General features: G+C 63.6%; 20 protein-coding genes. 3 read left to right on the top strand and 17 right to left on the bottom strand.

Going from position 1 to position 19,821, the window contains the following annotated elements:
* Positions 1-59: 59 nt before the first annotated feature.
* Complete coding sequence (gene mvaD, locus ACERI1_RS01415; RefSeq protein ID WP_373616245.1) at positions 60-1,043, bottom strand: phosphomevalonate decarboxylase MvaD; 984 nt, start codon at positions 1,041-1,043, stop codon at positions 60-62.
* A gap of 172 nt (positions 1,044-1,215) precedes the next feature.
* On the opposite strand from mvaD, the gene nth reads away from it, so the two are divergent.
* Positions 1,216-1,899, top strand: coding sequence for an endonuclease III (nth, locus tag ACERI1_RS01410; RefSeq protein WP_373616244.1), 684 nt, complete (start codon positions 1,216-1,218; stop codon positions 1,897-1,899).
* Positions 1,900-1,999: 100 nt separating this feature from the next.
* Positions 2,000-2,260 carry a hypothetical protein gene (locus ACERI1_RS01405; RefSeq protein ID WP_373616243.1) on the top strand — a complete coding sequence of 87 codons (261 nt, stop codon included), beginning with the start codon at positions 2,000-2,002 and terminating at the stop codon, positions 2,258-2,260.
* 150 nt (positions 2,261-2,410) lie between these two features.
* Here the strand turns inward: ACERI1_RS01405 and ACERI1_RS01400 are convergent, their stop codons facing one another.
* Together ACERI1_RS01400 and ACERI1_RS01395 are read right to left on the bottom strand one after the other, a co-directional pair.
* Positions 2,411-3,181 (bottom strand): NAD(+)/NADH kinase, encoded by a 771-nt coding sequence (locus ACERI1_RS01400; RefSeq protein ID WP_373616242.1) that lies wholly within the window; start codon positions 3,179-3,181, stop codon positions 2,411-2,413.
* Positions 3,182-3,272: 91 nt separating this feature from the next.
* Positions 3,273-4,583 carry a M28 family peptidase gene (locus ACERI1_RS01395; RefSeq protein WP_373616241.1) on the bottom strand — a complete coding sequence of 437 codons (1,311 nt, stop codon included), beginning with the start codon at positions 4,581-4,583 and terminating at the stop codon, positions 3,273-3,275.
* 152 nt (positions 4,584-4,735) lie between these two features.
* Between ACERI1_RS01395 and ACERI1_RS01390 the strand changes: the two genes are divergently transcribed.
* Entirely contained in the window at positions 4,736-5,800 is a 1,065-nt protein-coding gene (locus ACERI1_RS01390; RefSeq protein WP_373616240.1) for a polyprenyl synthetase family protein, read from the top strand.
* A gap of 12 nt (positions 5,801-5,812) precedes the next feature.
* Here ACERI1_RS01390 and ACERI1_RS01385 read toward each other — a convergent pair whose 3' ends face one another.
* The 14 genes from ACERI1_RS01385 to ACERI1_RS01320 form a co-directional block, all read right to left on the bottom strand.
* Entirely contained in the window at positions 5,813-6,553 is a 741-nt protein-coding gene (locus ACERI1_RS01385) for an NAD(P)-binding oxidoreductase (protein ID WP_373616239.1), read from the bottom strand.
* A 124-nt stretch (positions 6,554-6,677) separates the two neighbouring features.
* The gene (locus ACERI1_RS01380) at positions 6,678-7,505 is read right to left on the bottom strand and encodes a CBS domain-containing protein (protein ID WP_373616238.1); all 828 of its coding nucleotides are present in this window, start codon (positions 7,503-7,505) and stop codon (positions 6,678-6,680) included.
* 227 nt (positions 7,506-7,732) lie between these two features.
* Positions 7,733-9,229, bottom strand: a complete 1,497-nt coding sequence (locus tag ACERI1_RS01375) for a DHH family phosphoesterase (RefSeq protein ID WP_373616237.1) — start codon at positions 9,227-9,229, stop codon at positions 7,733-7,735.
* Positions 9,230-9,274: 45 nt separating this feature from the next.
* Positions 9,275-10,801, bottom strand: coding sequence for an NADH-quinone oxidoreductase subunit N (locus ACERI1_RS01370; RefSeq protein WP_373616236.1), 1,527 nt, complete (start codon positions 10,799-10,801; stop codon positions 9,275-9,277).
* A complete protein-coding gene (locus ACERI1_RS01365; RefSeq protein ID WP_373616235.1) occupies positions 10,801-12,327 on the bottom strand; it encodes a NuoM family protein in 1,527 nt (508 codons plus the stop codon). Before ACERI1_RS01365 ends, ACERI1_RS01370 begins: the two co-directional genes overlap by 1 nt.
* Positions 12,324-14,381: an NADH-quinone oxidoreductase subunit L gene (gene nuoL / locus ACERI1_RS01360; RefSeq protein ID WP_373616234.1), complete on the bottom strand. Its 2,058-nt coding sequence runs from the start codon at positions 14,379-14,381 to the stop codon at positions 12,324-12,326. The genes ACERI1_RS01365 and nuoL overlap by 4 nt, the downstream gene beginning before the upstream one ends.
* A gap of 1 nt (position 14,382) precedes the next feature.
* On the bottom strand, positions 14,383-14,688 hold the full coding sequence (gene nuoK, locus ACERI1_RS01355) for an NADH-quinone oxidoreductase subunit NuoK (protein ID WP_373616233.1): 306 nt from the start codon (positions 14,686-14,688) through the stop codon (positions 14,383-14,385).
* Positions 14,685-15,137 (bottom strand): hypothetical protein, encoded by a 453-nt coding sequence (locus ACERI1_RS01350; RefSeq protein WP_373616232.1) that lies wholly within the window; start codon positions 15,135-15,137, stop codon positions 14,685-14,687. Before ACERI1_RS01350 ends, nuoK begins: the two co-directional genes overlap by 4 nt.
* Positions 15,134-15,406, bottom strand: coding sequence for an NADH-quinone oxidoreductase subunit J (locus ACERI1_RS01345; RefSeq protein ID WP_092929210.1), 273 nt, complete (start codon positions 15,404-15,406; stop codon positions 15,134-15,136). Before ACERI1_RS01345 ends, ACERI1_RS01350 begins: the two co-directional genes overlap by 4 nt.
* 41 nt (positions 15,407-15,447) lie before the next feature.
* Positions 15,448-15,909: an NADH-quinone oxidoreductase subunit I gene (locus tag ACERI1_RS01340; protein ID WP_008009959.1), complete on the bottom strand. Its 462-nt coding sequence runs from the start codon at positions 15,907-15,909 to the stop codon at positions 15,448-15,450.
* Positions 15,906-17,018, bottom strand: a complete 1,113-nt coding sequence (locus ACERI1_RS01335) for an NADH-quinone oxidoreductase subunit H (protein WP_373616231.1) — start codon at positions 17,016-17,018, stop codon at positions 15,906-15,908. The genes ACERI1_RS01340 and ACERI1_RS01335 overlap by 4 nt, the downstream gene beginning before the upstream one ends.
* A 1-nt stretch (position 17,019) precedes the next feature.
* A complete protein-coding gene (locus ACERI1_RS01330; RefSeq protein WP_373616230.1) occupies positions 17,020-18,675 on the bottom strand; it encodes an NADH-quinone oxidoreductase subunit D in 1,656 nt (551 codons plus the stop codon).
* Positions 18,672-19,379 (bottom strand): NADH-quinone oxidoreductase subunit B, encoded by a 708-nt coding sequence (locus tag ACERI1_RS01325; protein ID WP_373616229.1) that lies wholly within the window; start codon positions 19,377-19,379, stop codon positions 18,672-18,674. The genes ACERI1_RS01330 and ACERI1_RS01325 overlap by 4 nt, the downstream gene beginning before the upstream one ends.
* Positions 19,376-19,780 carry an NADH-quinone oxidoreductase subunit A gene (locus ACERI1_RS01320; RefSeq protein ID WP_373616228.1) on the bottom strand — a complete coding sequence of 135 codons (405 nt, stop codon included), beginning with the start codon at positions 19,778-19,780 and terminating at the stop codon, positions 19,376-19,378. The genes ACERI1_RS01325 and ACERI1_RS01320 overlap by 4 nt, the downstream gene beginning before the upstream one ends.
* Between the last annotated feature and the right edge of the window lie 41 nt (positions 19,781-19,821).

Raw genomic sequence — 19,821 nt, 5'->3', positions numbered from 1 at the left:
GGCGTCTCGTGATCACGAAAGGCGCGGAGCGCCTTTCGAACGACAGCGCAAAAGGTTGGTTAGAAGAGGTGCTGATCCTCGTCCAGCAGCTTCGCGGGCCCGCCGACGTCCCAGATGGTCGTGGAGACGCCACAGTCGGCGACGGCTTCCTCGACTCGCTCGGCGTACTCTTCGGTGGTGTTGACGTAGACGCTGGCCCCGGTGTCGGTCGAGAAGTAGACGGGGATGTCCTCTTCCTCGCGGAGTTCACGAACCGTGTTGAAGATCGCGAGGGTCGCGGGCTGCCAGTAGACCCAACCTGAAGGGCCGGTCATCGTAGTTGCCGCAAGCGACAACGAATCCTGTTCGGCGAGTTCGAACGTACGTTCGAAGTCGTTGTCCCGAAGCGCATCGCGCATCTCGGCGATCTGACCGTGGATGTGGGCGTTGCGCGCCTGGAACATGTGGCTGTCGGCGGCCTCGCGGTGGGCGTCCTCGGTCTCTTTGTGGTAGGGGACGAGTCCGACGACGATTTTGAGATTCTCGTGGAGGTCGGACGGAATCCGCTCGGAGTGACAATCTTCGTCGTTGAGCCCAGTGTAGAGTTGGGAGAACGCGCCGGTGACCGCTCGAGCGGACGAGGCCGAGCCGACTCGAGCGATCGTCGAGATTTCCTGTCGCGAGGCGTCGAGTTCCGCCGCTTCGGCCAGTGCCATCGCAGCGGCCGCAAAGCCCGACGAGGACGAGCCCAGTCCGACGTTCGAGGGGAAGCTGTTCTCGCTCTCGAGGCGCACCGGGTATACCGTGTGGGCGGCGTCGGATTTCGAGCGTGCCTTCTCGACGACGGCCTCGACGCGTTCGTACGCGCGGCCATCGAGTTCCTCGCCGTCGACGATGAACGTGTCCTCGTCGTAGTCCATGGAGAACTCGACGGTCGTCCGCGTGTGGCTTGGGGCCGTACAGAGGCTGATACTGTCGTGATACGGGAACCGTTTGATGTCGTCGCGCATCCCGTGATACTTGACTAACCCCTGAATGGGGTGGGCCATGGCCGTGGCTTTCATACCAAGATAGGTGGCTGAGGGCCGCTTAAAGCTCACGGCATTCGGCTACGAGGGCCTTCACCGCGATGCGACGCGCAGGCGTGGACTGGTCGGTTGCCGGGCAACGGTTTGGACGACCGGGGACCGGGATCGAACCCGAACGCTGAAACGAGCCGGCTTCTACCACACCGCTATGGGCACCCCACGCGAGACGCGGCAGGCACAGGCCGAGACGGTCGTTGACCGACTCGAGGCGGAATACCCCGACTCGACGATTTCGTTGCGATATTCGAATCGCCTCGAGTTGCTGATCGCGGTGATCCTCTCGGCGCAGTGTACCGACGAGCGGGTCAACACGGAAACGAAACACATCTTCGAGAAGTACGACGGCCCCGAGGACTACGCGAACGCCGAGCAGAACGAACTCGCCGAGGACCTGAACTCGATCACCTATTATAACAGCAAGGCAGAGTACATCCGCGACTCCTGTCAGACGATCCTCGAGGAGCACGACGGCGAGGTCCCGGACACGATGGATGAACTGACCGAGCTGTCGGGTGTCGGGCGGAAGACGGCGAACGTCGTCCTCCAGCACGGCCACGACGTCGTCGAGGGAATCGTCGTCGACACGCACGTCCAGCGACTCTCACAGCGACTCGGGCTGACCGAGGAGGAACGCCCCGAGCGGATCGAAGAGGAACTGATGGAAATCGTGCCCGAGGGCTACTGGCAACAGTTCACCCATCTCTGTATCGACCACGGTCGGGCGGTCTGTACGGCTCGGAATCCCGACTGTGACGACTGCGTGCTGGCGGATATCTGCCCGTCGGAGAAAGGCGACAGCGAACTCGATCTCGCGTCCGGCGAGCCATGGTGACCGGCCGATCGACGACGTACTGAGCCGCTATCGACCACGCCCGACCTTGGCAAGCCCAACGTCTTTTCGGGAATCGCAGCTATCCCCGGCCGGGACCAGTATGTCTGATACCACCGACGAGCGCGAGACTACCGGCAAAGAGGAACACGGACGGGACGTTCAACTCGAACACGAGGAGACCGATCCCGAGGAGGCGCGCGACGAGGACGAGCTGACCGAGGAAGAACAGGAAGCGCGCGAGCGACAGGACGAGACACAGCGACAGCAGGACATCGAACACAAGTCTGACGACCGAGAAGACGACGCACTCGAGCAGGAGAATCCGGACGCCCATCGGGACGAGGAGCCCTACAACAGCTAATACTGTCGAACAAAACGGAGCACACATCGATCGAACGCGAGACACTGTCGCCAGCGGCGACAGGCGTCGAGACACGACCGAGTGTTCATTGACTGTTGTCCGACAGTATAAGTCGTCCGGCCACCGCGTGTTCGCGTGATCCGCGTCGAGTCACGCCTCCGGAACGACCAGCGTCGAGAGCGTATCGGTAACGGAGACGGTGACCCGTGCGTCCATCGTCACCGTCCCGATCGATCGGTCGTCGACGACGAGACAGACGTCGTTTTCGTTGCGCTCGACAGTAAACGCGAGGTCGTCGTCGGGGAGGACCCACTGACGCGTCTGGGTGACGAACGGCCCGATCGGGGCGACTGCGATCGCGTCGATCGCCGCCGAGACCTGCGGGGCGTCGACGGTGCTGGCGTAGCCGTGGCTGCCGGCGGGCGTCGCCGCGACGACGCCGTCGGCGCGAAACGTCGCGACGGACTGGCCGCGACTGTGGACTGCGTATTCGGAGATCCGCGCCGGTTCGTCGGTGACGAGCGTCACATCGAACAGCGCACGATCGCTGACAACGGTGTCGGTCGACTCGAGGCTGACACCCAGTACGGGCTGTGGACGACTGACGGCGTCGCCGCCGATGATCGCCTCGAGCGTGTCGGGCACGCACCCGTGGTCGACCGACTCGATGCCCGAGACCTGTCCGACCGGAAGAACTGGGATGTCGACAGCGGCCCGCGCGAGCGCTGCCAGCGGCGCTTCGCCGATTGCAACCAGCACCGACGGCTCCGCCTCGAGCACGGCGTCGACTTCGTCGCTGACGATCGTCACGTCGGCGACCGACTCGAGGCGGTCACTGATTTCGATGGCGTCGGTCGCGTCCGCTTGGCCATCGATGACGCCGACGACGGGCTCTTCGCCGGCGCTCCACGCGGCATCCATGGTCGTCAGTTCACACGGCCCAATGAAAAGGGTACGGTTGTCGGTCGCCGATCGCGTGCCGGCGGTCGATCCCGCTGGTAGTGGCGACGCGTTACTCGTCGTAGGGCCAGTCGCCGGTGATCTTCATACCTTCGGCGAGGTCCTGTGCTTCGAGGTCGGCTGCGATGGCGTCGGGCGAGCGGTGGTCGACGGTCACGTCTTCGCGGGCGAGTGCGACGACGTACGCGGTCAGGAGGATCGCCTGCTCACGCAGGGTTCGGGGCTCGAGTTTCTCGATCGTATCGGCGAACGTGTGTCCCCAGCCCCGGCCCGCGCCCTCGGAAACCGATCTGACGTAACAGCCGGGGATGCCCTCGACGACGAACGGCCAGTGATCGCTGTGGGGGCCGAGCGTCGGCACCGTCTCGATCGGGTGGTCGTATCGCTCGGCGATCTCGTCTGTGACATCCGCGAGCGAGTCGAAGCCGTGCGTGACGAGCTCGAGCGTCCGATCGTTGACGACGCCGTCGTTGTTGACCACCGCTTTGATCGCATCGGCGTCGACCGCCTCGGCGTACCGGGTCGAGCCAACCAGACCGACCTCTTCGGCACCGAAGGCGACGAACTCGACGCGGGTCTCGAGGTCGTCCTCACGGGCGGCCAGCGCGTTCGCGAGTTCGACCACCATCGCGGTGCCGGCGCCGTTGTCCATCGCACCCTCGGCGATGTCGTGGGCGTCGACGTGGCTCGTCACGAGCACGCGCTCGTCGGTGTCGGGGCCGAGTTCGGCGCGGATGTTTTGGCTCTCGGCGGGTTGAATGTCGGCCTCGACGGCGAGCGTGATCGAGTCGCCGTCGAATCGGCGGGCCAGTCGCGCGCCGACCTCGCTCGAGACGCCGACAGCCGGAATCTCGCCGATCGGGTCCGCGTCAGTCCCAACGCTGCCGGTCGGCGGCAGACACCCCTCGACGTGATTGCGATAAATAAAGCCGACAGCACCGTTCTCGACGGCGTGATAGTATTTCTCTCGGCGGTGGAGGTACCGGTCGTAGTAGTCGGGGACATCGCTGCGGACCATGACGATCGCGCCCTCGAGGTCGGTCGCCTCGAAGTCCGCGGGGAGGCCGTAGCCGAGGTCGACCAGCGGCCCGGTGACGCGGTCGTCGGGACTGCGCGGCAGCGCGATGCAGTCCTGTGTCGTGTCGCCGGCCGTGATCGCGCTGTCGCCGCGGGTCCAGCCCTGTATCTCAAAGGGCTCGAGGCGGACGTTTCGCGCCCCGGCGGCGGCCAGTACATCCCGGGTCAGTTCGGCAGCCTCGCGTTCGCCCTCGCTGCCGGCCATGCGGTTGCCAATGTCGACGAGAGACTCGAGATGGTCCCAGCCGACGTCGCTCTCGAAGATCGAGCTGATCCAGGCAGTCATGACTGTCTCATGGGCGGACGGTCGGGTAATTGTACCGCTCGCTCGTCGCCACGGTTGCGCGATGGTGTCGACTGAACGGCTCGACAGTTGTTCACTGTTGGTAACAGGTCCAACTACGAATCTTTTTTACGCCGCTCCTGCTCGAAACTGGTATGCGGGAGACGCTTGCCGACTGGCGACCGGCCATCGACGAGGCGATCGCCGACCTCGTCCCACGCGAGATTGATGCGGACTATCTCGAGACGTTCTTCGGCCCGCCGACCTACGAGTACGATGCCACTGGCATCGAGAGTGCGCTATCGACGCCGCTGTGGGATCTACTCGATCGTGGTGGGAAACGGTGGCGTGCGGTCCTCCTTCTGGTCTTCGTCGAGGGATTCGGCGAGGATCCCGCCGAGTACCTCCCCTACGCCTGCATTCCCGAACTCCTGCACAACGGGACGATCATCGTCGACGACGTCGAAGACGGTGCGACGATCCGGCGGGGCGAGCCAGCGCTGCACCACGTTTACGGGCAAGATATCGCGCTCAACGTCGGGAACGCGATGTACTTCCTGCCGCTGAAAGTCATCGCGCAGAATCCGGCCAGCCTGCCAGCTGACCGACGTCTGGCTGCCTACGAGATGCTAATGGACGAACTCAACCGTACCCATCTCGGGCAAGGGATGGACATCTGCTGGCACAACGACCACGACCACCAGGTCAGCACCGACGAGTACCTCGAGATGTGTGCGTGCAAGACCGGCTGCCTCGGACGGATCGTCGCCCGGCTGGCCGCAATCATCACCGACCAACCCGACGAGCTCGAGGAGGCCGTCGCCACGTACGCCGAGCTGACCGCCGTCGCATTCCAGATCGGCGACGACATCTTGGACGTCGAACACTCGCTGGGCCGGGCCGGTGAGTTCGGCAAGGAATTCGGCAACGACATCCGCGAGGGCAAGCAGACGCTACTTGTCATCCACGCGATGGCAGAAAGCGACCCGGTGCGTGCCCGACGGCTGCAGACAATTCTCGAGGCCGAGGACAACACCGACGACGAAATCCACGAGGCCCTCACAATCTTAGAGGAGACCGGCAGCATCGAGTACGCCCGCGAGTGTGCCCTCGAGCTGGCTGCCGACGCGCGGGCGGCGATCGACGTGGTGGACTTCGACGCCGAGACGACACGGAAACTCGAGGAGTTCACGGAGTTCGTCATCGAGCGCGACGTATAGCCGTTCTTGAAACTACAGCCGGCGGTGTTCGCGGTCGACCGTGAGGCGGTCATCTGCCCACTCGATGTCGACAGGAGTAGTCGGCTCGCTCGTCATGCCATCGCGGCTGACGACCTCGAGGGTTCGGTTCTGCGCGTCGGGCGTAAACGGCGACACCGCCATCACCTGTGCGACATCGGCTCGCGGAATCGACCCCGAGAAGGAGCCGCCACCCTCGTTGACCACGACCGCACCGCTTGGTGGATCGTTCGTGAGCCTACCGGGACGGACGATCGTGTAGTCCAGCCCTGACCGGCGCAGGGCCGTTTCGGCGTCGTGTTTGGCCGACAGCGAGCCATGAATCAAGAATCGCGCTGGAAGCGACAGCCCCGATTTCGAGTTCCTGACGCCGATCGCACTCTCGAGGACGAAGTAGGAGACGCCGGCTCCGACGGCGGCGGTGATGAGGTTGATCACGCCGGTTCGATCGACCAGTCTGGTGCCGATCGTGTGGCGAAACCCCGACGGCGTTCCGAGCGCACAGTAGACGATATCGCAGTCCTCGACCGCCGCGACGGCGTCGGCTGACTCAAAGAAATCGGCGACGAGCACATCGTCGGCCCCGTGGCGCTCGAGCATGTCGACGTTCGCGTACGACCGCGTGGTCGCGCGCACCGCGAGGTCAGTCGGTCGCAGGACCGACAGGAGTTCCTGTCCGGTCTCCCCGCTGGCACCGGCAACGAGGGCTCGATCGAAAGTGCGTGAGCGAGTCATCGAGCGAGTCATCGAGCGAGTTACTGCACCGACACTGAAAACGCTCACCAGGGGTTGCCGATCACGACTGTCTACACAGCCAACACGAACCGGTGTCGGTATCTTCGACAGTCGCTGGTGGCTCTTAGTTGGCTCCGTCGCCGTCTCCGCCGTTGGACTGGAGTCGCTTCGTCGTCTGGACGAGCGGATGGCGCGCGTAGTCGACGACCTCGATATCGTCGATCCGCGATAAGTTCTCCTTTTCGGCCGTCTGTGCCATTCCCAACTCGATCTCCTGATCGATGACGATGACGTAGGCGTCCACCTCGTGGATTTCGAGTCGGTCGGCCGCGAGCACGCGGTGGTGGCCGTCGGCGAGCAACAGCGTTCCGCCGTTGTCGATGACTACCAGCGGCTCGGCCAGTCCGCGCTCGAGTTCGTAGCGCCGCCCCTCGAGTTCGTCGGCGTACACTCGGCCCTGTGTGGGCGTCAGCTCCGAGAGCGGGACGGTGCGACGCTCCTCGGTCAGGTCGATCTCGTGGATCTGTTCTAAGGTCCGCATCAGTTTGCCGACTTTTTCGGGCGTCGCGCGCTCGATCTGACTGCGGATGACATCAGCGTTCGAGATGATCCCCACGAGGTTGCCCGCGTCGTCGACGACGGGGAGTTTCTGGATGCCCGACCGGAGGATGACCCGGGCGGCATCGTTGACCTTCATCTCGGGGTGGGCGACCAGCAACTCCGTCGCCATGATCTTGAAGATCGGATCGTCGTCGTCCGCAAGCAGCAGGTCGCGGGCGCTGATGAACCCCTCGACGCGGCGGCGCTCGCAGACGGGAAAGCCGCTGTGTTCCTCGCTCTCGGCGATTCGCTTCGCGACCTCGCCGACCGTTTCGTCGGGCGACACTGTCGCGACATCGCGCGTCATGTAGTCTTTGACCCGGGGCTTCGTCCGGTCCGACACGACCTCCATAGATGATTATACGGGTGCCGCGCGCAAAAGCACTGTCTTCTATTCGGGGGTGGCACCTGCGGGTTCCGTCGCTGTTATGGGAAACCAGAGTGCGGTCCCGCCAGCGGTAAGCAGCAGTGAGACGATTGCCAATCTGACTCGCGATGAGATGTTGTATGAAAACAACGACGAAAGACGTTGGGCACCGATCGCGATCCAATAGCCGTATCGACTCGAGTCGAACACCCTTACGCCGACTCGCCGTCTTCCGACCCACCGCGCTGGGTGAACAGCCACTCGCTGGTCTGCGTGTAGGCTCCGACCGGAACTCCCGGTCGTGTCTCGAGCGCCTCGAAAAAGCGGTTGATGATCACCTCTTCGACGATGCTGACGATCGATTCGACTTCCTCCTCGTCGTCGGCACTGCCCAGAATACCGATCTCGAGTTGGGCGCCGGCCATGTCGGCGTGACCGCCGGCGCTGCCGATTCGATCGAACGCGTCCCTGAGCGTCTCGCCGAGGTCGACATCCGCGGCCCGCGACCGCGCCGAGAGATACACCATCTCGTCGTCGAACCCGAAGACGAGTGTCGTCTCGATCCCCCCCATCGCCAGCAACTGGTCTGCAGCCTGCGGTAACGCGTCCCGGTCGCTGATCCGATTGACGCTGGCAACGGCGACCGACTCTCGTTCGGTTCGGTTTTTGATCGCCCGCGCGATCGTCTCGAGGGTCTCGCCCTCGAGCGAGGGTTGTTCGATCTGGCGCAGCAGCGACGTGTCGACGTGGGGAAACAACACTGAGGCAGCCCGGAAATCGGCAGGTGAGACTTCCCGCGTAAAGTCGTTCGTATCGACGCGAATGCCGTACAACAGTGCCGTCGCCGTCGCCGAGTCGAACGCGAGATCGAAGTGCTCGAGGTACTCGGTCAGGACGGTACTGGTTGCGCCCGCCCCCTGCCGGAGGTCGACGAACTCGCCGGGGACCGGCCCGCGAGGCGGGTGGTGGTCGATGACGATATCGACGTGGAGGTCGGCTGGCAACTGATCGTTGACGCCGGGTCGAGAGTGGTCGACTAACGCGAACGCCGAATAGTCCGTCAACGGGTCGTCCGACGCCATGTTTCGGAGGTCCAGGTCGAGTAAGTTGACCATCGCCCGGTTTTCCTGATGGGAGATGTCGCCGAAGTAACAGGCGTCTGCGTCGACGCCGACGGAGTCGGCGATATCGACGAGTGCAACCGCACTCGCAAGCGCGTCCGGATCTGGATTGTCGTGGGTTACGACCGCCAGTCGACCGTCGATCCCCGCAAGCGATGCACGCAGGTCGATCGCCGCTTCAGCCGACGCGTTCGCCGTCCCCTCGAGCGTGCGGTCGGCTAACGCCTCCGTCGGATCGACGACGTGATCCGCCAGCTCCGCGAACCGATCGCGGTCCGCAGTCGTCGCGTTCCCGCCCAGATAGGCCACAATCGAGACGGCAGGGAACTGGTCACGCGCGTGCTCGAGTGCGGTCCGGTTTCCGTCGGTCCGGTCGCCGGCGACGAAGATTACGTCTGGTCGGTCGACGGTCGCAATGGTGTCGGGATCGGTCGGATCCGCGTGGCGGGCGGGCACGCTCTCGTCGCGTAACGTCTCGACGGCGCTCTCATCGTCGGTGATGACGAGCACGCGACCGTCGCGCTCGGCGACCTGTTCGGTCACCTTCCGACAGACGGTCCCGCAGCCGAGCACGAGCCGGAAAACCATTTGTCGCCGGTTGCGACCCCGAGGGGTAAAAACTACCGGGTCACGTTAGCCCACGACCGCTGCTGCCGCCTCGAGTGCGGCAGACGCGATCGGATCGAACGCCGGCAGGATGACGACCGTCATCACGGCAGCGGCGATGATCGCCGCGTAGAGCCCGGTCGGCTGAGCGAGACGATCCCGGTCGAGAAGCGGCTCCTCGATCCAGAGCGCCTTGACCAGCCGCGAGTAGTAGTACAGCGAGAGTGCGCTGTTGACGACGAGCGCGGCGGCGAGGACGAGCAAGATCGTGTTGTCCGCGGCCGCGTTGACCGTCTCGGTGTAGAGCAGGTACTTGCTCCAGAAGCCGCCAAACGGCGGCACGCCGGCGAGGCTGAACATGAACACGGCCATCGCCGCCGAGGCGAAGGGTGCCTGTTTCGAGAGGCCGTTGTAATCCTCGAACGTGGGACCGACGCCCCAGTACTCGGCCAGCGCGACGAACAGGAACGCACCCGTGTTCATGAAGCCATAAACCAGCAGGTGCATCATGGCCGCGCCCATGACGAGGTCGCCGGCCTCAGTCGAGAGGGCCGCCAGCCCGATCAGCACGTAGCCAGCGTGCCCGATCGAGGAGTACGCGAGCATCCGCTTGACGTTCTCCTGGGTCGCCGCCGCGAAGTTCCCGAGCGTCATCGTGACGATCGCGAGGATGACGAACGCCACCGTCCAGTCGACGCCGATGACGGCAGTCGTCGCCTCGAGCGGGAACGCCGTCGTGAACACGCGGATCGCGAGCACGAAGCCGGCGGCCTTCGAGGCCGACGAGAGGAATGCCGAGATCGGTGCTGGGGCACCCTCGTAGGCCTCGGGGGCCCAGAAGTGGAACGGGACGCTCGCAGTCTTGAACGCGACCCCGCCGATCAGCATGAGGATGCCAAGCCCGAGGAGGCCACCCATCTCGCCGGCTGCACTGAGGTTATCCGCGACGGCCTCGAGTTGCAGCGAGCCGGTCGCACCGTAGACCAGCGAGACACCGTAGACGAAGATCGCCGACGACAGCGCACCGATCAGGAAGTACTTGAGGCCGGCTTCGACGCTGCCGCGGTTGTCTTTCAGGATCGCGACCAGCGCGTACGACGGCAGGCTCGTCAGCTCGAGTGCGATGAAGATCGTCACGAGGCTGTTCGAGACCGCGATCATCGACATCCCGGTCGCCGCGAGGATGACCAGCGAGTAGTACTCGGCCTGGTAGGTGTGATCGCGCAGGTAGTCGTAGCTCGCCACTGCGACGAGGGCGGTGACGATCGAGATGATGATCATGAAGTACAGCGCCAACTGGTCGACGACGAACTGGCCGTTCATGACGTCGACGACGCCGTAGTTTTCGATCCCGGTCGCACCGACGCCGGCAGCGAGATACCAGACGGCGACGGCGAGCGAGGCTAGCGAGCCGGCGACGGCGGTGCCAGCAAGCAACGCGCGGTTCGTCGATCCCGGATTGATGCTATCGAACAGGAAGAGCACGAGTGCCGTCCCTGCCAGAAGCAGCGCCGGAGCGAGTGCCGCCCACTCGGGAAGTTGGACGAGTGCCATCAGAGTCCACCTCCCTGAATGATCGGATCGATCGCATCTGTTATCATGGTGAAGATCAGGTCAGGGGCCACGCCGAGGGTGATGATCAGTCCCAGCAGGACGATCATCGACGCGACGTCGTGGACGGGGGCGCGACCGACCTCGTAGTCGGTCTCGAGTCGATACGGTCCGAACACCGTCCGCTGGAGCGCGAACAGCAGGTAGCCCGCGACGATGACGATGCCGAACATCGCCAACGAGGTAAACAGCGCCGAGTATGCGAGCAGCTCAGAGCCGAACGAGCCGAAGAAGATGAAGTACTCGGCGGCGAAGCCGCTCATCAGCGGCAGCCCCATGTAGCCGAACGCGCCGGCGATCAACACGCCGACGGCGATCGGCATCCGGTCTGCCATCCCGGACATATCGGTGACCATCCGGGTGTGGGTCGCGTTGTAGATGACGCCGACCGACATGAACATCAGTCCGGAGATCAGGCCGTGGGAGACCATCTGGAAGGTCGCGCCGCCGACCCCGAACTGGGTGTACGCGACCAGTCCGAGGATGACGTAGCCCATCGACGAGACGGACGAATACGCGACGATCCGTTTGAGGTCGGTCTGGGCGAGTGCCAACATCGCGCCGTAGATGACGCTGATGACGGCGATCGCCGCGATCGGCACCGCGTATGCTTCGACCTGCTCGGGGAACATCGTGAAGTTGAACCGAAGCAGGGCATAGGTCCCCATCTTCAGCAGCACGCCGGCCAGCAGAATCGACGCTGGCGTGGGGGCCTCGACGTGAGCGTCCGGGAGCCACGTGTGGAACGGCACCACTGGCACCTTCACCGCAAAGCCGAGGAACATGCCGATGAACGCAAGCGACGCGAGCGTCGTCCCGCTCAAGCCGAAGAAGCCCTCGGGACCGCCGGCGAGCATCGCGGTCGCGATCTCGGGCAGCCCAAAGGAGGTGACCGAGTCGCCGAGCCCGAAGACGAGCGTGACGAACGACCCGAACATCACCAGCGACGCCACGTTCGTGTAGACGAAGAACTTGATCGCGGCGTACTTGCGACGCGGGCCGCCCCAGATGCCGATCAGCAGGTACATCGGGATCAGAACTGCCTCCCAGAAGACGAACCACAGGAAGAAATCGAGCGCCGAGAAGACGCCGATCAACATCGCCTCGATAAAGAGGATCAGCCCGTAGAACTGCGACTCGCGCTCGTCGATCGGCGTCCACGAGCTAACGATCGCCAGCGTACAGAGGATCGTCGTCAGAACGACCAGCGGCAGGCTGATCCCGTCGAGGCCGACGAACCACGAGATCGAGTAGTCGCCGATCTCGAGCCACGCCGCCTGTGATTCGAACGCCAGGTCGCCGTCGAGCAAGGCGTTGCCGCTGCCGTCGAAGGCAGCGAACAGCCACAGCGACAGCGCCGCCGGCACGAGGCTGATGGCGAAGGCGAGTTTGCCAGCGATTCGATTCGGCGCGACGAACGTGACCAACGCGCCGACCAGTGCGACTGCGATAAGCGCTTCTAGCATCATGCGAACCACCCTCCGAGAGCGCCGAGAATCAGCAGTAAGCCGATGAACCCGGCCACCAGCAACGCCGCGTAGTTAGTTACGATACCCGTCTGGATGCGTTTCACCCAGTTACTGCTGAACAGACTCACTGTCGACGTGCCGTTGACAAACCCGTCGATGACCGTCTGGTCGAACCGGTCGGCGGCTCGAGCCACTGGCAGTGTCAGGCCCTCCGCGAGCCAGACCTGGTACTCGTCCTGGTAGTAGTTGCTTCGCAGGACGTTGTACGCCCCACCGAGTTTCTGCGTGTGGCGGGATGGCTCCGGCACGTTATACAGCGTGTGTGCGGTGAACGCGCCGGCCAGTGCAAGCCCAAGCGACAGGCCCGCACTCAACAGCATCGTCGTCGTCTCGGAGCCGATGTAGCTCTCCTCGAAGGCCATCTCGGCGACCGTGTCGTGGTACGCGTGGTAGGTCAGTCCCTCGACGTAGCCGTACTCGCCGTCGAGCCAGAACTCGAGGAACGTGATCTCGAGGTCGAACAGGCTCGCGACGGGAGCGAGGTTCACGAAGCCGGCGACGGCTGCGAGCGTCCCGAGTGTGAGAAGCGGGAGCTTGACCGGCCAGCCGACCGGGTGTGGGTCCTCAGCGGCCTCGGAACGGGGTTCGCCGTGGAAGGTCAGGAAGACCATCCGGAACGTGTAGAAGCCGGTGAAGAACACCGCGATCAGTCCCATCGCGTAAGCCGCGAGGATGACTGGTTCGTCAAGGCCGACGGCCAGTGCATCGAACAGCACCTCGTCTTTCGACCAGAAGCCGGAGAACGGAACGATCCCCGCGAGCGCGAGCGCGCCGGCGAGGAACGTGTAGTAGACGACGGGCGCTTTGTTCTTGAGCCCGCCCATCTTCCACATGTCCTGTTCGTGGTGCATCAGGATGATGACGGCCCCGGCCCCGAGGAACAGGAGCGCTTTGAAGAAGGCGTGGTTCATGAGGTGGAAGACGCCGGCGACGTAGCCGCCGACGCCCAGCCCGAGCATCATGTAGCCGTACTGGCTGATCGTTGAATACGCCAGCACCTGTTTGACGTCGTCTTTGACGACGGCCATCGTCGCCGCAAAGAGCGCGGTAAAGCCGCCGACGAAGGCGATGATCGAAAGCGCGGTCGGACTCAGTGCGTAGTAGCCGAACATCCGCGCGACGAGATAGACACCGGCCGCGACCATCGTCGCTGCGTGGATAAGCGCGGAGACGGTGGTCGGACCCTCCATCGCGTCAGGCAGCCAGGTGTGGAACGGGAACTGTGCCGACTTGCCGAGCACCCCGCCTAACACGAGCAACCCGGTGATCGTCACCCAGGTCTGGGCGTCGAAGCCGAACAGCGTCGCGCCGTCGTCGATCGCGGTTTCGGCGGCGGTGACGAACGAGCCCTCGCCGGCGAAGCCGACCGTGCCGAACGTCGCCGCGATGGCGACGACCCCGATCAGGAAGAAGTAGTCACCGAAGCGAGTGACCAGGAACGCCTTCTTCGCTGCCGAGGGAGCCGATTCCGTGCGGAACCAGAAGCCGATCAGCAGGTACGAACACAGCCCGACGAGTTCGAAGAACATGAACGCCATCAGCAGGTTGTCCGCGAAGACAAAGGCGAGCATGCTGAACGTAAAGAGCCCGAGTTCGGCGTAGTATCGCGGGAGCCCGGTCTCGCCTTCGGCGTTCATGTAGCCGAGACTGAAGACGTGGACGAGCAAGGCGACCAGCGAGACGATCACGAGCATGAGCGCCGAGAGCGGATCGATCAGGATCCCGAACGTGAAGGCAACTCCCTCGGCGCCGGTCTCGCTTGCGGCTGCGCCGGCCGTCCACTCGTACAGCGTCGTGTGATGTGCGTTCCCGCCGCCGACTGCCGCGAACATCACGAGCGAGATCAGCAGCGACCCTGCCGTCGCGATGATGCCCGGGAGTGCGCCTTTCTTCGGCAAGTGCTTCCCAAAGAGCAGCGTGACGACGAAGGCCACGAGCGGAAGCACTGCGATCGCCGGTGCGAATCCGAACGGTCCTGTTGCTGTTGCTGCCATCTTACCACCTCATCGTCGTTGGAACCGTAACGTCGACGTCACGGAAGTTACGATACAACACCAAGATGATCCCGAGTCCGACGGCCACCTCAGCGGCAGCCAGCGCCATGGTAAACAGCGCGAACAGCTGCCCGGTGAGGTTGCCGTGATAGAACGAGAACGCGATCAAATTGATATTGGCCGCGTTCAACATGAGTTCGACGGACATCAGGAACAACAGTGCGTTACGACGCGTCAACACCCCGAACAGCCCGATACAGAACACTGCCATCGACAGCATCACGTAATACTGCACGTCGACGGTCATCGATTGTTACCTCCAGTGGCTGCGGACTGGCCGGTCGTGTCGGCACTCGAGTCGTCGGTCCCACCGTCGGTGACTGCCGGCGTCGGGCCGCCAGTCGTGCTCGCTTCCTCGCCAGCGCTTGCGAGCGCGGAGACGGGCTCGCCTTCGTCCTCGCGCTTGGCGAGGACGAGCGAGGCATCGAGTGCGGCGTCAAGTGCGACGGCGACGAGCAAGACGGCGGCGAGGAACGGTTCGGTGCCGCCGATCTGCTGGAGCTCGTCGAAGCCGAACAGCGCGTAGCCGAGTTCGGCTGTGATCGAGATATCATTGGGGAAGCCAGCCCCTGCGGCCGTTGTCATCGGCTCGAAGGCCGTATTCAGCGTGATCAGCGCCATCACGCCGAACAGCCCGACGGCGAGCAGTCCCGGGACCAGCGTCTTGCCGAGTCGGAGTTTCGGTCCGGTCGTCATGCCTGTACCACCTCGTCCGTGTCGGAATCGTCGCGCTGGGTCAACATGACAGCGAACGTGATGAGGACGAGGACCCCGCCGACGTAGACGAGAACCTGCATCATGGCGACGAATTCGGCCGCCAGCATCACGTAATGGATTGCCACGCTGAGCAGCGCCACGCCCAGCAGGAGCGCCGAATGCCACGGGTCCTGCATGAGCACGACACCCACCGCGCTGGCAAGCGTAAGTAACGCAAACAGCGCGAACGCGATCAGCTCGTAGTTCATGTATTGGTAGTTACTGCCCGTTTGCGGGACGGGCGGACCCGTTACTGGTAATCGACCTCTCCTTCACCCTCACCGACCCACGCGTCCCGATCGGGTTCGCGGGCGGCGAGTGGGTCGATGTCTTTGTACCACGGCACTGCCTTCAGCTGCTCTTTGTTGTAGACGAAATCGTGTTTCGTGTCCGCGGTGAACTCGAAGTTCTCCGTGAGCAGGATGGCGTCGACGGGGCAGACCTCCTCGCAGAGCCGGCAGTAGATACACTGGCCGATGTGGAGGTTGTACTGTTCGCCCTGTCGTTGATCGTTCGTGACGATCTGGATCGTATCGTTCGGACAGACGTTCTCACACTGCCGACACCAGATACACCGCTCCTGGCTGAACTTGTGGACGCCGCGAAAGCGCGGCGAGACGTCCGGTGCAGTCTCCGGATACTCCACTGTGAAGGTGGAGCCGTCCAGTGCGTGTTTCATCGTCGTTGCCATCGATTTGAGTATCCCGATCATGCTATCAGCCCCACGATTACCGCAGTCAGGACGAGATTGGCGAAGGCCAGCACGAGCAGCCCCTTCCAGCCGATCTCGATCAGTTGGTCGATCCGGACGCGTGGCACCGCCGAACGCAGCCACTGCGTCGCGAAGAACACCGCCCAGATCTTGATAATAAACCAGACGATGCCCGGCAGGACAGGGCCTGCGGGCCCACCGAGGAAGATCGTCGCAATGATCGCCCCACCGAGGAAGATGTGAAGGAACTCACCGAGGTAGATCAACACGAAGTAGACCGAGGAGTACTCGGTTTGATACCCCGCGACGATCTCGGTCGGTGCCTCCGGCGTGTCGAAGGGGTTGCGACCGACCTCCGCGAAGTTCGCCACCAGAAAGAGGACGAACGCGAAGGGGTTGACGAACGCGTACCACGTCGGAATCGAGATGCCCGCGATCTCGACCAGCGTCTCGTGTTGGGCGGCAACGATCTCGCCCAGCTGCAGCGTACCGGCGAAGATCACGATCGACATCCCGGTGATGACCAGCGGGATCTCGTAGGCGATGTTCTGTGCCACCGCACGCAGTCCGCCGAGCAGCGAGTACTTGTTCGCCGACGAGTAGCCGGCCATCACCAGCCCGAGGCTGGCGATCCCGGAGACGGCGAAGACGTACGCGAGCCCGACTTCAGGGTCTGCGAGGTGGATCCCGTTGCCCATCGGAATGACGGCAAAGCCAAGGAGTGCCGAGGCGACGACGACGATCGGCGCAAGATCGTACGCCGGCCGGTCGACGCCTTCCGGAATCACGAGTTCTTTCGAGAGCATCCGCACGGCGTCGACGATGATAATGCCGATCCCCCAGGGGCCGAGCTGGTTGACTGCGATCCGATCGGTAAACGAGGCGGTGATCTTTCGTTTCGCCCACGGCCCCGCGAGTGCAGTCATCGTCAGCATCAAACTTCCGATCACGACAGCCGAAACGAGCGTCGCGATCAGTTCCCCGCCGAGACCGAGCCCGTCGAGCCCGGTCAACTCCCCGATTCGCTCGGGGAGCAACACCGTATCCTGCAACGGGACCGTCGACAGCGCCGACGCCACAGCGGTCGCGGCGACAGGTGCGCCGGTCATGCTAGCGGTCCACCTCTCCGAGGACGATGTCGAGGCTGCCAAGCGAGGCGATCATGTCGGGGATGTACTCCCCTTCGGACATCTCGGGCAGCGCCGAGAGGTTGTGGAAACACGGACTCCGGATCTTGAACCGACCCGGTTTGTCCGTCCCGTCCGCTCGGATGTAGATCCCGAGTTCCCCTTTCGCTCCCTCGACGCTCCGGTAGATCTCGGTGTCCGCGTCCGGCTTCAGCGTCCGCGGGACGTTGCTCTGGACAGTGCGTTCGTCCTCGGGCCAGTCCTCGAGCAAGTCGAGACACTGCTCGATGATCTTCGCGGACTCCTCGACCTCCTGCATGCGGACGAGGACGCGGCTGTAGTTGTCACAGCCGTCCTCGGTGACGACGTCCCACTCCAAGTTGTCGTAGTAGCCATAGGGGTCGTCCCGCCGGAGGTCGTAGTCGATGCCCGACCCGCGGGCGACGGGGCCGGTACAGCCGTACTGTTTGGCGACCTCGGGCTCTAAGATCCCGGTGTCGTGGGTCCGGATCTGGAAGATCTCGTTTGCGGTCAGCAGGTCGTTGTACTCGTCGACCTTCGCAGGGAGGCCATCGAGGAAGTCGCGTGTCTTCTCGATGAACTCCTCGCGGGGTTCGGGCAGGTCCCAGGCGACCCCACCGAGTCGGAAGTAGTTGAACATGAGCCGCTGGCCGGTCAGGTCCTCGAGAATATCCTGGACGACCTCGCGATCGCGCATCCCATACTGGAAGATGGCGGTGAAGTCGCCGTAGACGTCCAGTGCGAACGTCGCAAGCGCGAGCATATGCGAGGCGATCCGGCAGAGTTCGGCACCCATCGTCCGGATGACCTGGGCGTACTCGGGGACGTCGATGTCCGCGAGGTCTTCGGCGACGCGTGCGTAGGCCCACTCGTTCAGGAGACCGGCCGAGACGTAGTCCCAGCGGTCCGGGTACGGCATGATCTGGTGGCGATAGGTTCCCTGCTGGCACATCTGTTCCTCACAGCGGTGCAGGTAGCCGATGTCGGGATCGACGTCAACGACGGTTTCGCCGTCTAACACCGTCTCGATGTGGAGCACACCGTGGGTCGCCGGGTGGTGTGGCCCGATATTGAGGAACATCGTGTCCGACTCGTCGTCGTGGTGGTCGGGCTGGATCGGATTGGCGTGTTCCGTCAGCGTCACCAGCTGGGGTTTCTCCTGGTCGTAGCCTCGCGAGAGCGGATGGCCCTGCCAGGTCTCGGGCAGGAGGATCCGTCGCGGATCAGGGTGACCCTCGTAATCGATGCCGACGAGGTCGAACGCCTCTCGTTCGTGCCAGTCGGCAGTGCGGAAGACGGGTTCGGCGGTCTGGCTGACCGGGTCGTCGGTCGTGGTCGGGACGACGACCGACACTTCTTGCGTTGGGTCGGCGTACTTCCGGAGGTGGTAGATCGATTCGTACCGGTCCGGATACTCCTGTGCGGTCAGATTGGCAAGGTGGTCGAACCCGGCCTCGTCCCGGAGGTCTTTGAGGACGTCCTGGACATCGTCCGGGCGGATGACGAATCCCGGCGCGTTCAGATGATCATCGCGTGCGAGCGCGCGGTCACCGACGATCGCCTCGAGTTCGTCTTCGGTGACCTCGACTGCCGTCTCTCGTTCGAGTCCTGTGCTCATGGTGAATCAGCCCAGTTATAGCGCATTACGAGGTCCTCTTCGTCGATGTCGTCCGCGAGCTTCTGGACGAGTTCGTCCTTCGGCAGGTCGCCGAACTCCTCGAGTTCGTACGGTTTCACGACGACGGGCGTCGACTCGCCATTGCGGATCCGTTCTTGCAGCTTGAGGATGCCGTAGACGAGCGCCTCCGGCCGCGGTGGGCAGCCGGGGACGTGGATGTCGACGGGGATGATCTCCTCGGCACCCTTCACGACGTTGTATCCTTCCTGGAAGGGGCCGCCGGAGATCGTACACGAGCCCATGCCGACGACGAATTTGGGTTCAGGCATCTGGTCGTAGACCCGTTTCATGCGGGGGCCGAACTTGGAGACGATCGTCCCGGGAACGATCATCACGTCGGCCTGTCGGGGCGAGGCGCGCGGAACGCCAGCCCCGAAGCGGTCCAGGTCGTGCTTGATCGCGTACGTGTGCATCATCTCGATGCTGCAACACGCGATCCCGAACTGGAGCATGAACATCGAGTTGCCCCGCACCCAGTTCATGAACTTGTCGAACTTCGTGAGGATGAACGGGGTCGACCCGAAGGCCTCGCGAAGCTTGGAGTTGAAACGGTCGTCGGCACCCTCACCGATCCGCGAGTCGCGGGTGTCCGTCGACGGTGCGGTGCTGTCGTAGATCTGTTGGCGTGGTTGTTCGCTACTCATGGTCTGTCAGTATCCAGTTGGCGGGGTGTCCGTGCCCACTGTACCGCGCCTGTGCGCCACGCCCACGCGAGTCCGACGAGCAAGATGGCGACGAACGCCAGCATCGGCCCGAGCGCGCGGGCAAGCGGGATATCCGCCGCGAGCGCATCCTGATAGGCGACCGCCCAGGGAAACAGGAGGACGGTCTCGATATCGAAGACGAGGAACAGCAGCGCAACCATGTAATACTGAATATTGAACCGGACGCGCGTTCCGCCGGTCGGAATCTCGCCACTCTCGTAGGTGGCGCGTTTACTCGTTTCGGGAACCGTGGGCCGCAGGAGATACGATACCATGATCATACTGAACGGTATCAGTACCCCGACGAGCGCCAGTGCCCCGATGGCGATCCAATCATTCATCTCGGTAACGTTCGGGGCTTCAAACTGCACGCACATAAGGG

This window comes from Natrinema sp. HArc-T2 (assembly GCF_041821085.1).
Classification (GTDB): domain Archaea; phylum Halobacteriota; class Halobacteria; order Halobacteriales; family Natrialbaceae; genus Natrinema.
Note: the sequence above shows the minus strand (reverse complement) of the source record. Positions and strands in the feature narration are given on the sequence as shown.

Excerpts from the sequence above, each read along its gene's own strand:
- mvaD (WP_373616245.1), bottom strand. The coding sequence starts at position 1,043 with ATGAAAGCCACGGCCATGGCCCACCCCATTCAGGGGTTAGTCAAGTAT.
- nth (WP_373616244.1), top strand. The coding sequence starts at position 1,216 with ATGGGCACCCCACGCGAGACGCGGCAGGCACAGGCCGAGACGGTCGTT.
- ACERI1_RS01405 (WP_373616243.1), top strand. The coding sequence starts at position 2,000 with ATGTCTGATACCACCGACGAGCGCGAGACTACCGGCAAAGAGGAACAC.
- ACERI1_RS01400 (WP_373616242.1), bottom strand. The coding sequence starts at position 3,181 with ATGGATGCCGCGTGGAGCGCCGGCGAAGAGCCCGTCGTCGGCGTCATC.
- ACERI1_RS01395 (WP_373616241.1), bottom strand. The coding sequence starts at position 4,583 with ATGACTGCCTGGATCAGCTCGATCTTCGAGAGCGACGTCGGCTGGGAC.
- ACERI1_RS01390 (WP_373616240.1), top strand. The coding sequence starts at position 4,736 with ATGCGGGAGACGCTTGCCGACTGGCGACCGGCCATCGACGAGGCGATC.
- ACERI1_RS01385 (WP_373616239.1), bottom strand. The coding sequence starts at position 6,553 with ATGACTCGCTCACGCACTTTCGATCGAGCCCTCGTTGCCGGTGCCAGC.
- ACERI1_RS01380 (WP_373616238.1), bottom strand. The coding sequence starts at position 7,505 with ATGGAGGTCGTGTCGGACCGGACGAAGCCCCGGGTCAAAGACTACATG.
- ACERI1_RS01375 (WP_373616237.1), bottom strand. The coding sequence starts at position 9,229 with ATGGTTTTCCGGCTCGTGCTCGGCTGCGGGACCGTCTGTCGGAAGGTG.
- ACERI1_RS01370 (WP_373616236.1), bottom strand. The coding sequence starts at position 10,801 with ATGGCACTCGTCCAACTTCCCGAGTGGGCGGCACTCGCTCCGGCGCTG.
- ACERI1_RS01365 (WP_373616235.1), bottom strand. The coding sequence starts at position 12,327 with ATGATGCTAGAAGCGCTTATCGCAGTCGCACTGGTCGGCGCGTTGGTC.
- nuoL (WP_373616234.1), bottom strand. The coding sequence starts at position 14,381 with ATGGCAGCAACAGCAACAGGACCGTTCGGATTCGCACCGGCGATCGCA.
- nuoK (WP_373616233.1), bottom strand. The coding sequence starts at position 14,688 with ATGACCGTCGACGTGCAGTATTACGTGATGCTGTCGATGGCAGTGTTC.
- ACERI1_RS01350 (WP_373616232.1), bottom strand. The coding sequence starts at position 15,137 with ATGACGACCGGACCGAAACTCCGACTCGGCAAGACGCTGGTCCCGGGA.
- ACERI1_RS01345 (WP_092929210.1), bottom strand. The coding sequence starts at position 15,406 with ATGAACTACGAGCTGATCGCGTTCGCGCTGTTTGCGTTACTTACGCTT.
- ACERI1_RS01340 (WP_008009959.1), bottom strand. The coding sequence starts at position 15,909 with ATGATCGGGATACTCAAATCGATGGCAACGACGATGAAACACGCACTG.
- ACERI1_RS01335 (WP_373616231.1), bottom strand. The coding sequence starts at position 17,018 with ATGACCGGCGCACCTGTCGCCGCGACCGCTGTGGCGTCGGCGCTGTCG.
- ACERI1_RS01330 (WP_373616230.1), bottom strand. The coding sequence starts at position 18,675 with ATGAGCACAGGACTCGAACGAGAGACGGCAGTCGAGGTCACCGAAGAC.
- ACERI1_RS01325 (WP_373616229.1), bottom strand. The coding sequence starts at position 19,379 with ATGAGTAGCGAACAACCACGCCAACAGATCTACGACAGCACCGCACCG.
- ACERI1_RS01320 (WP_373616228.1), bottom strand. The coding sequence starts at position 19,780 with ATGAATGATTGGATCGCCATCGGGGCACTGGCGCTCGTCGGGGTACTG.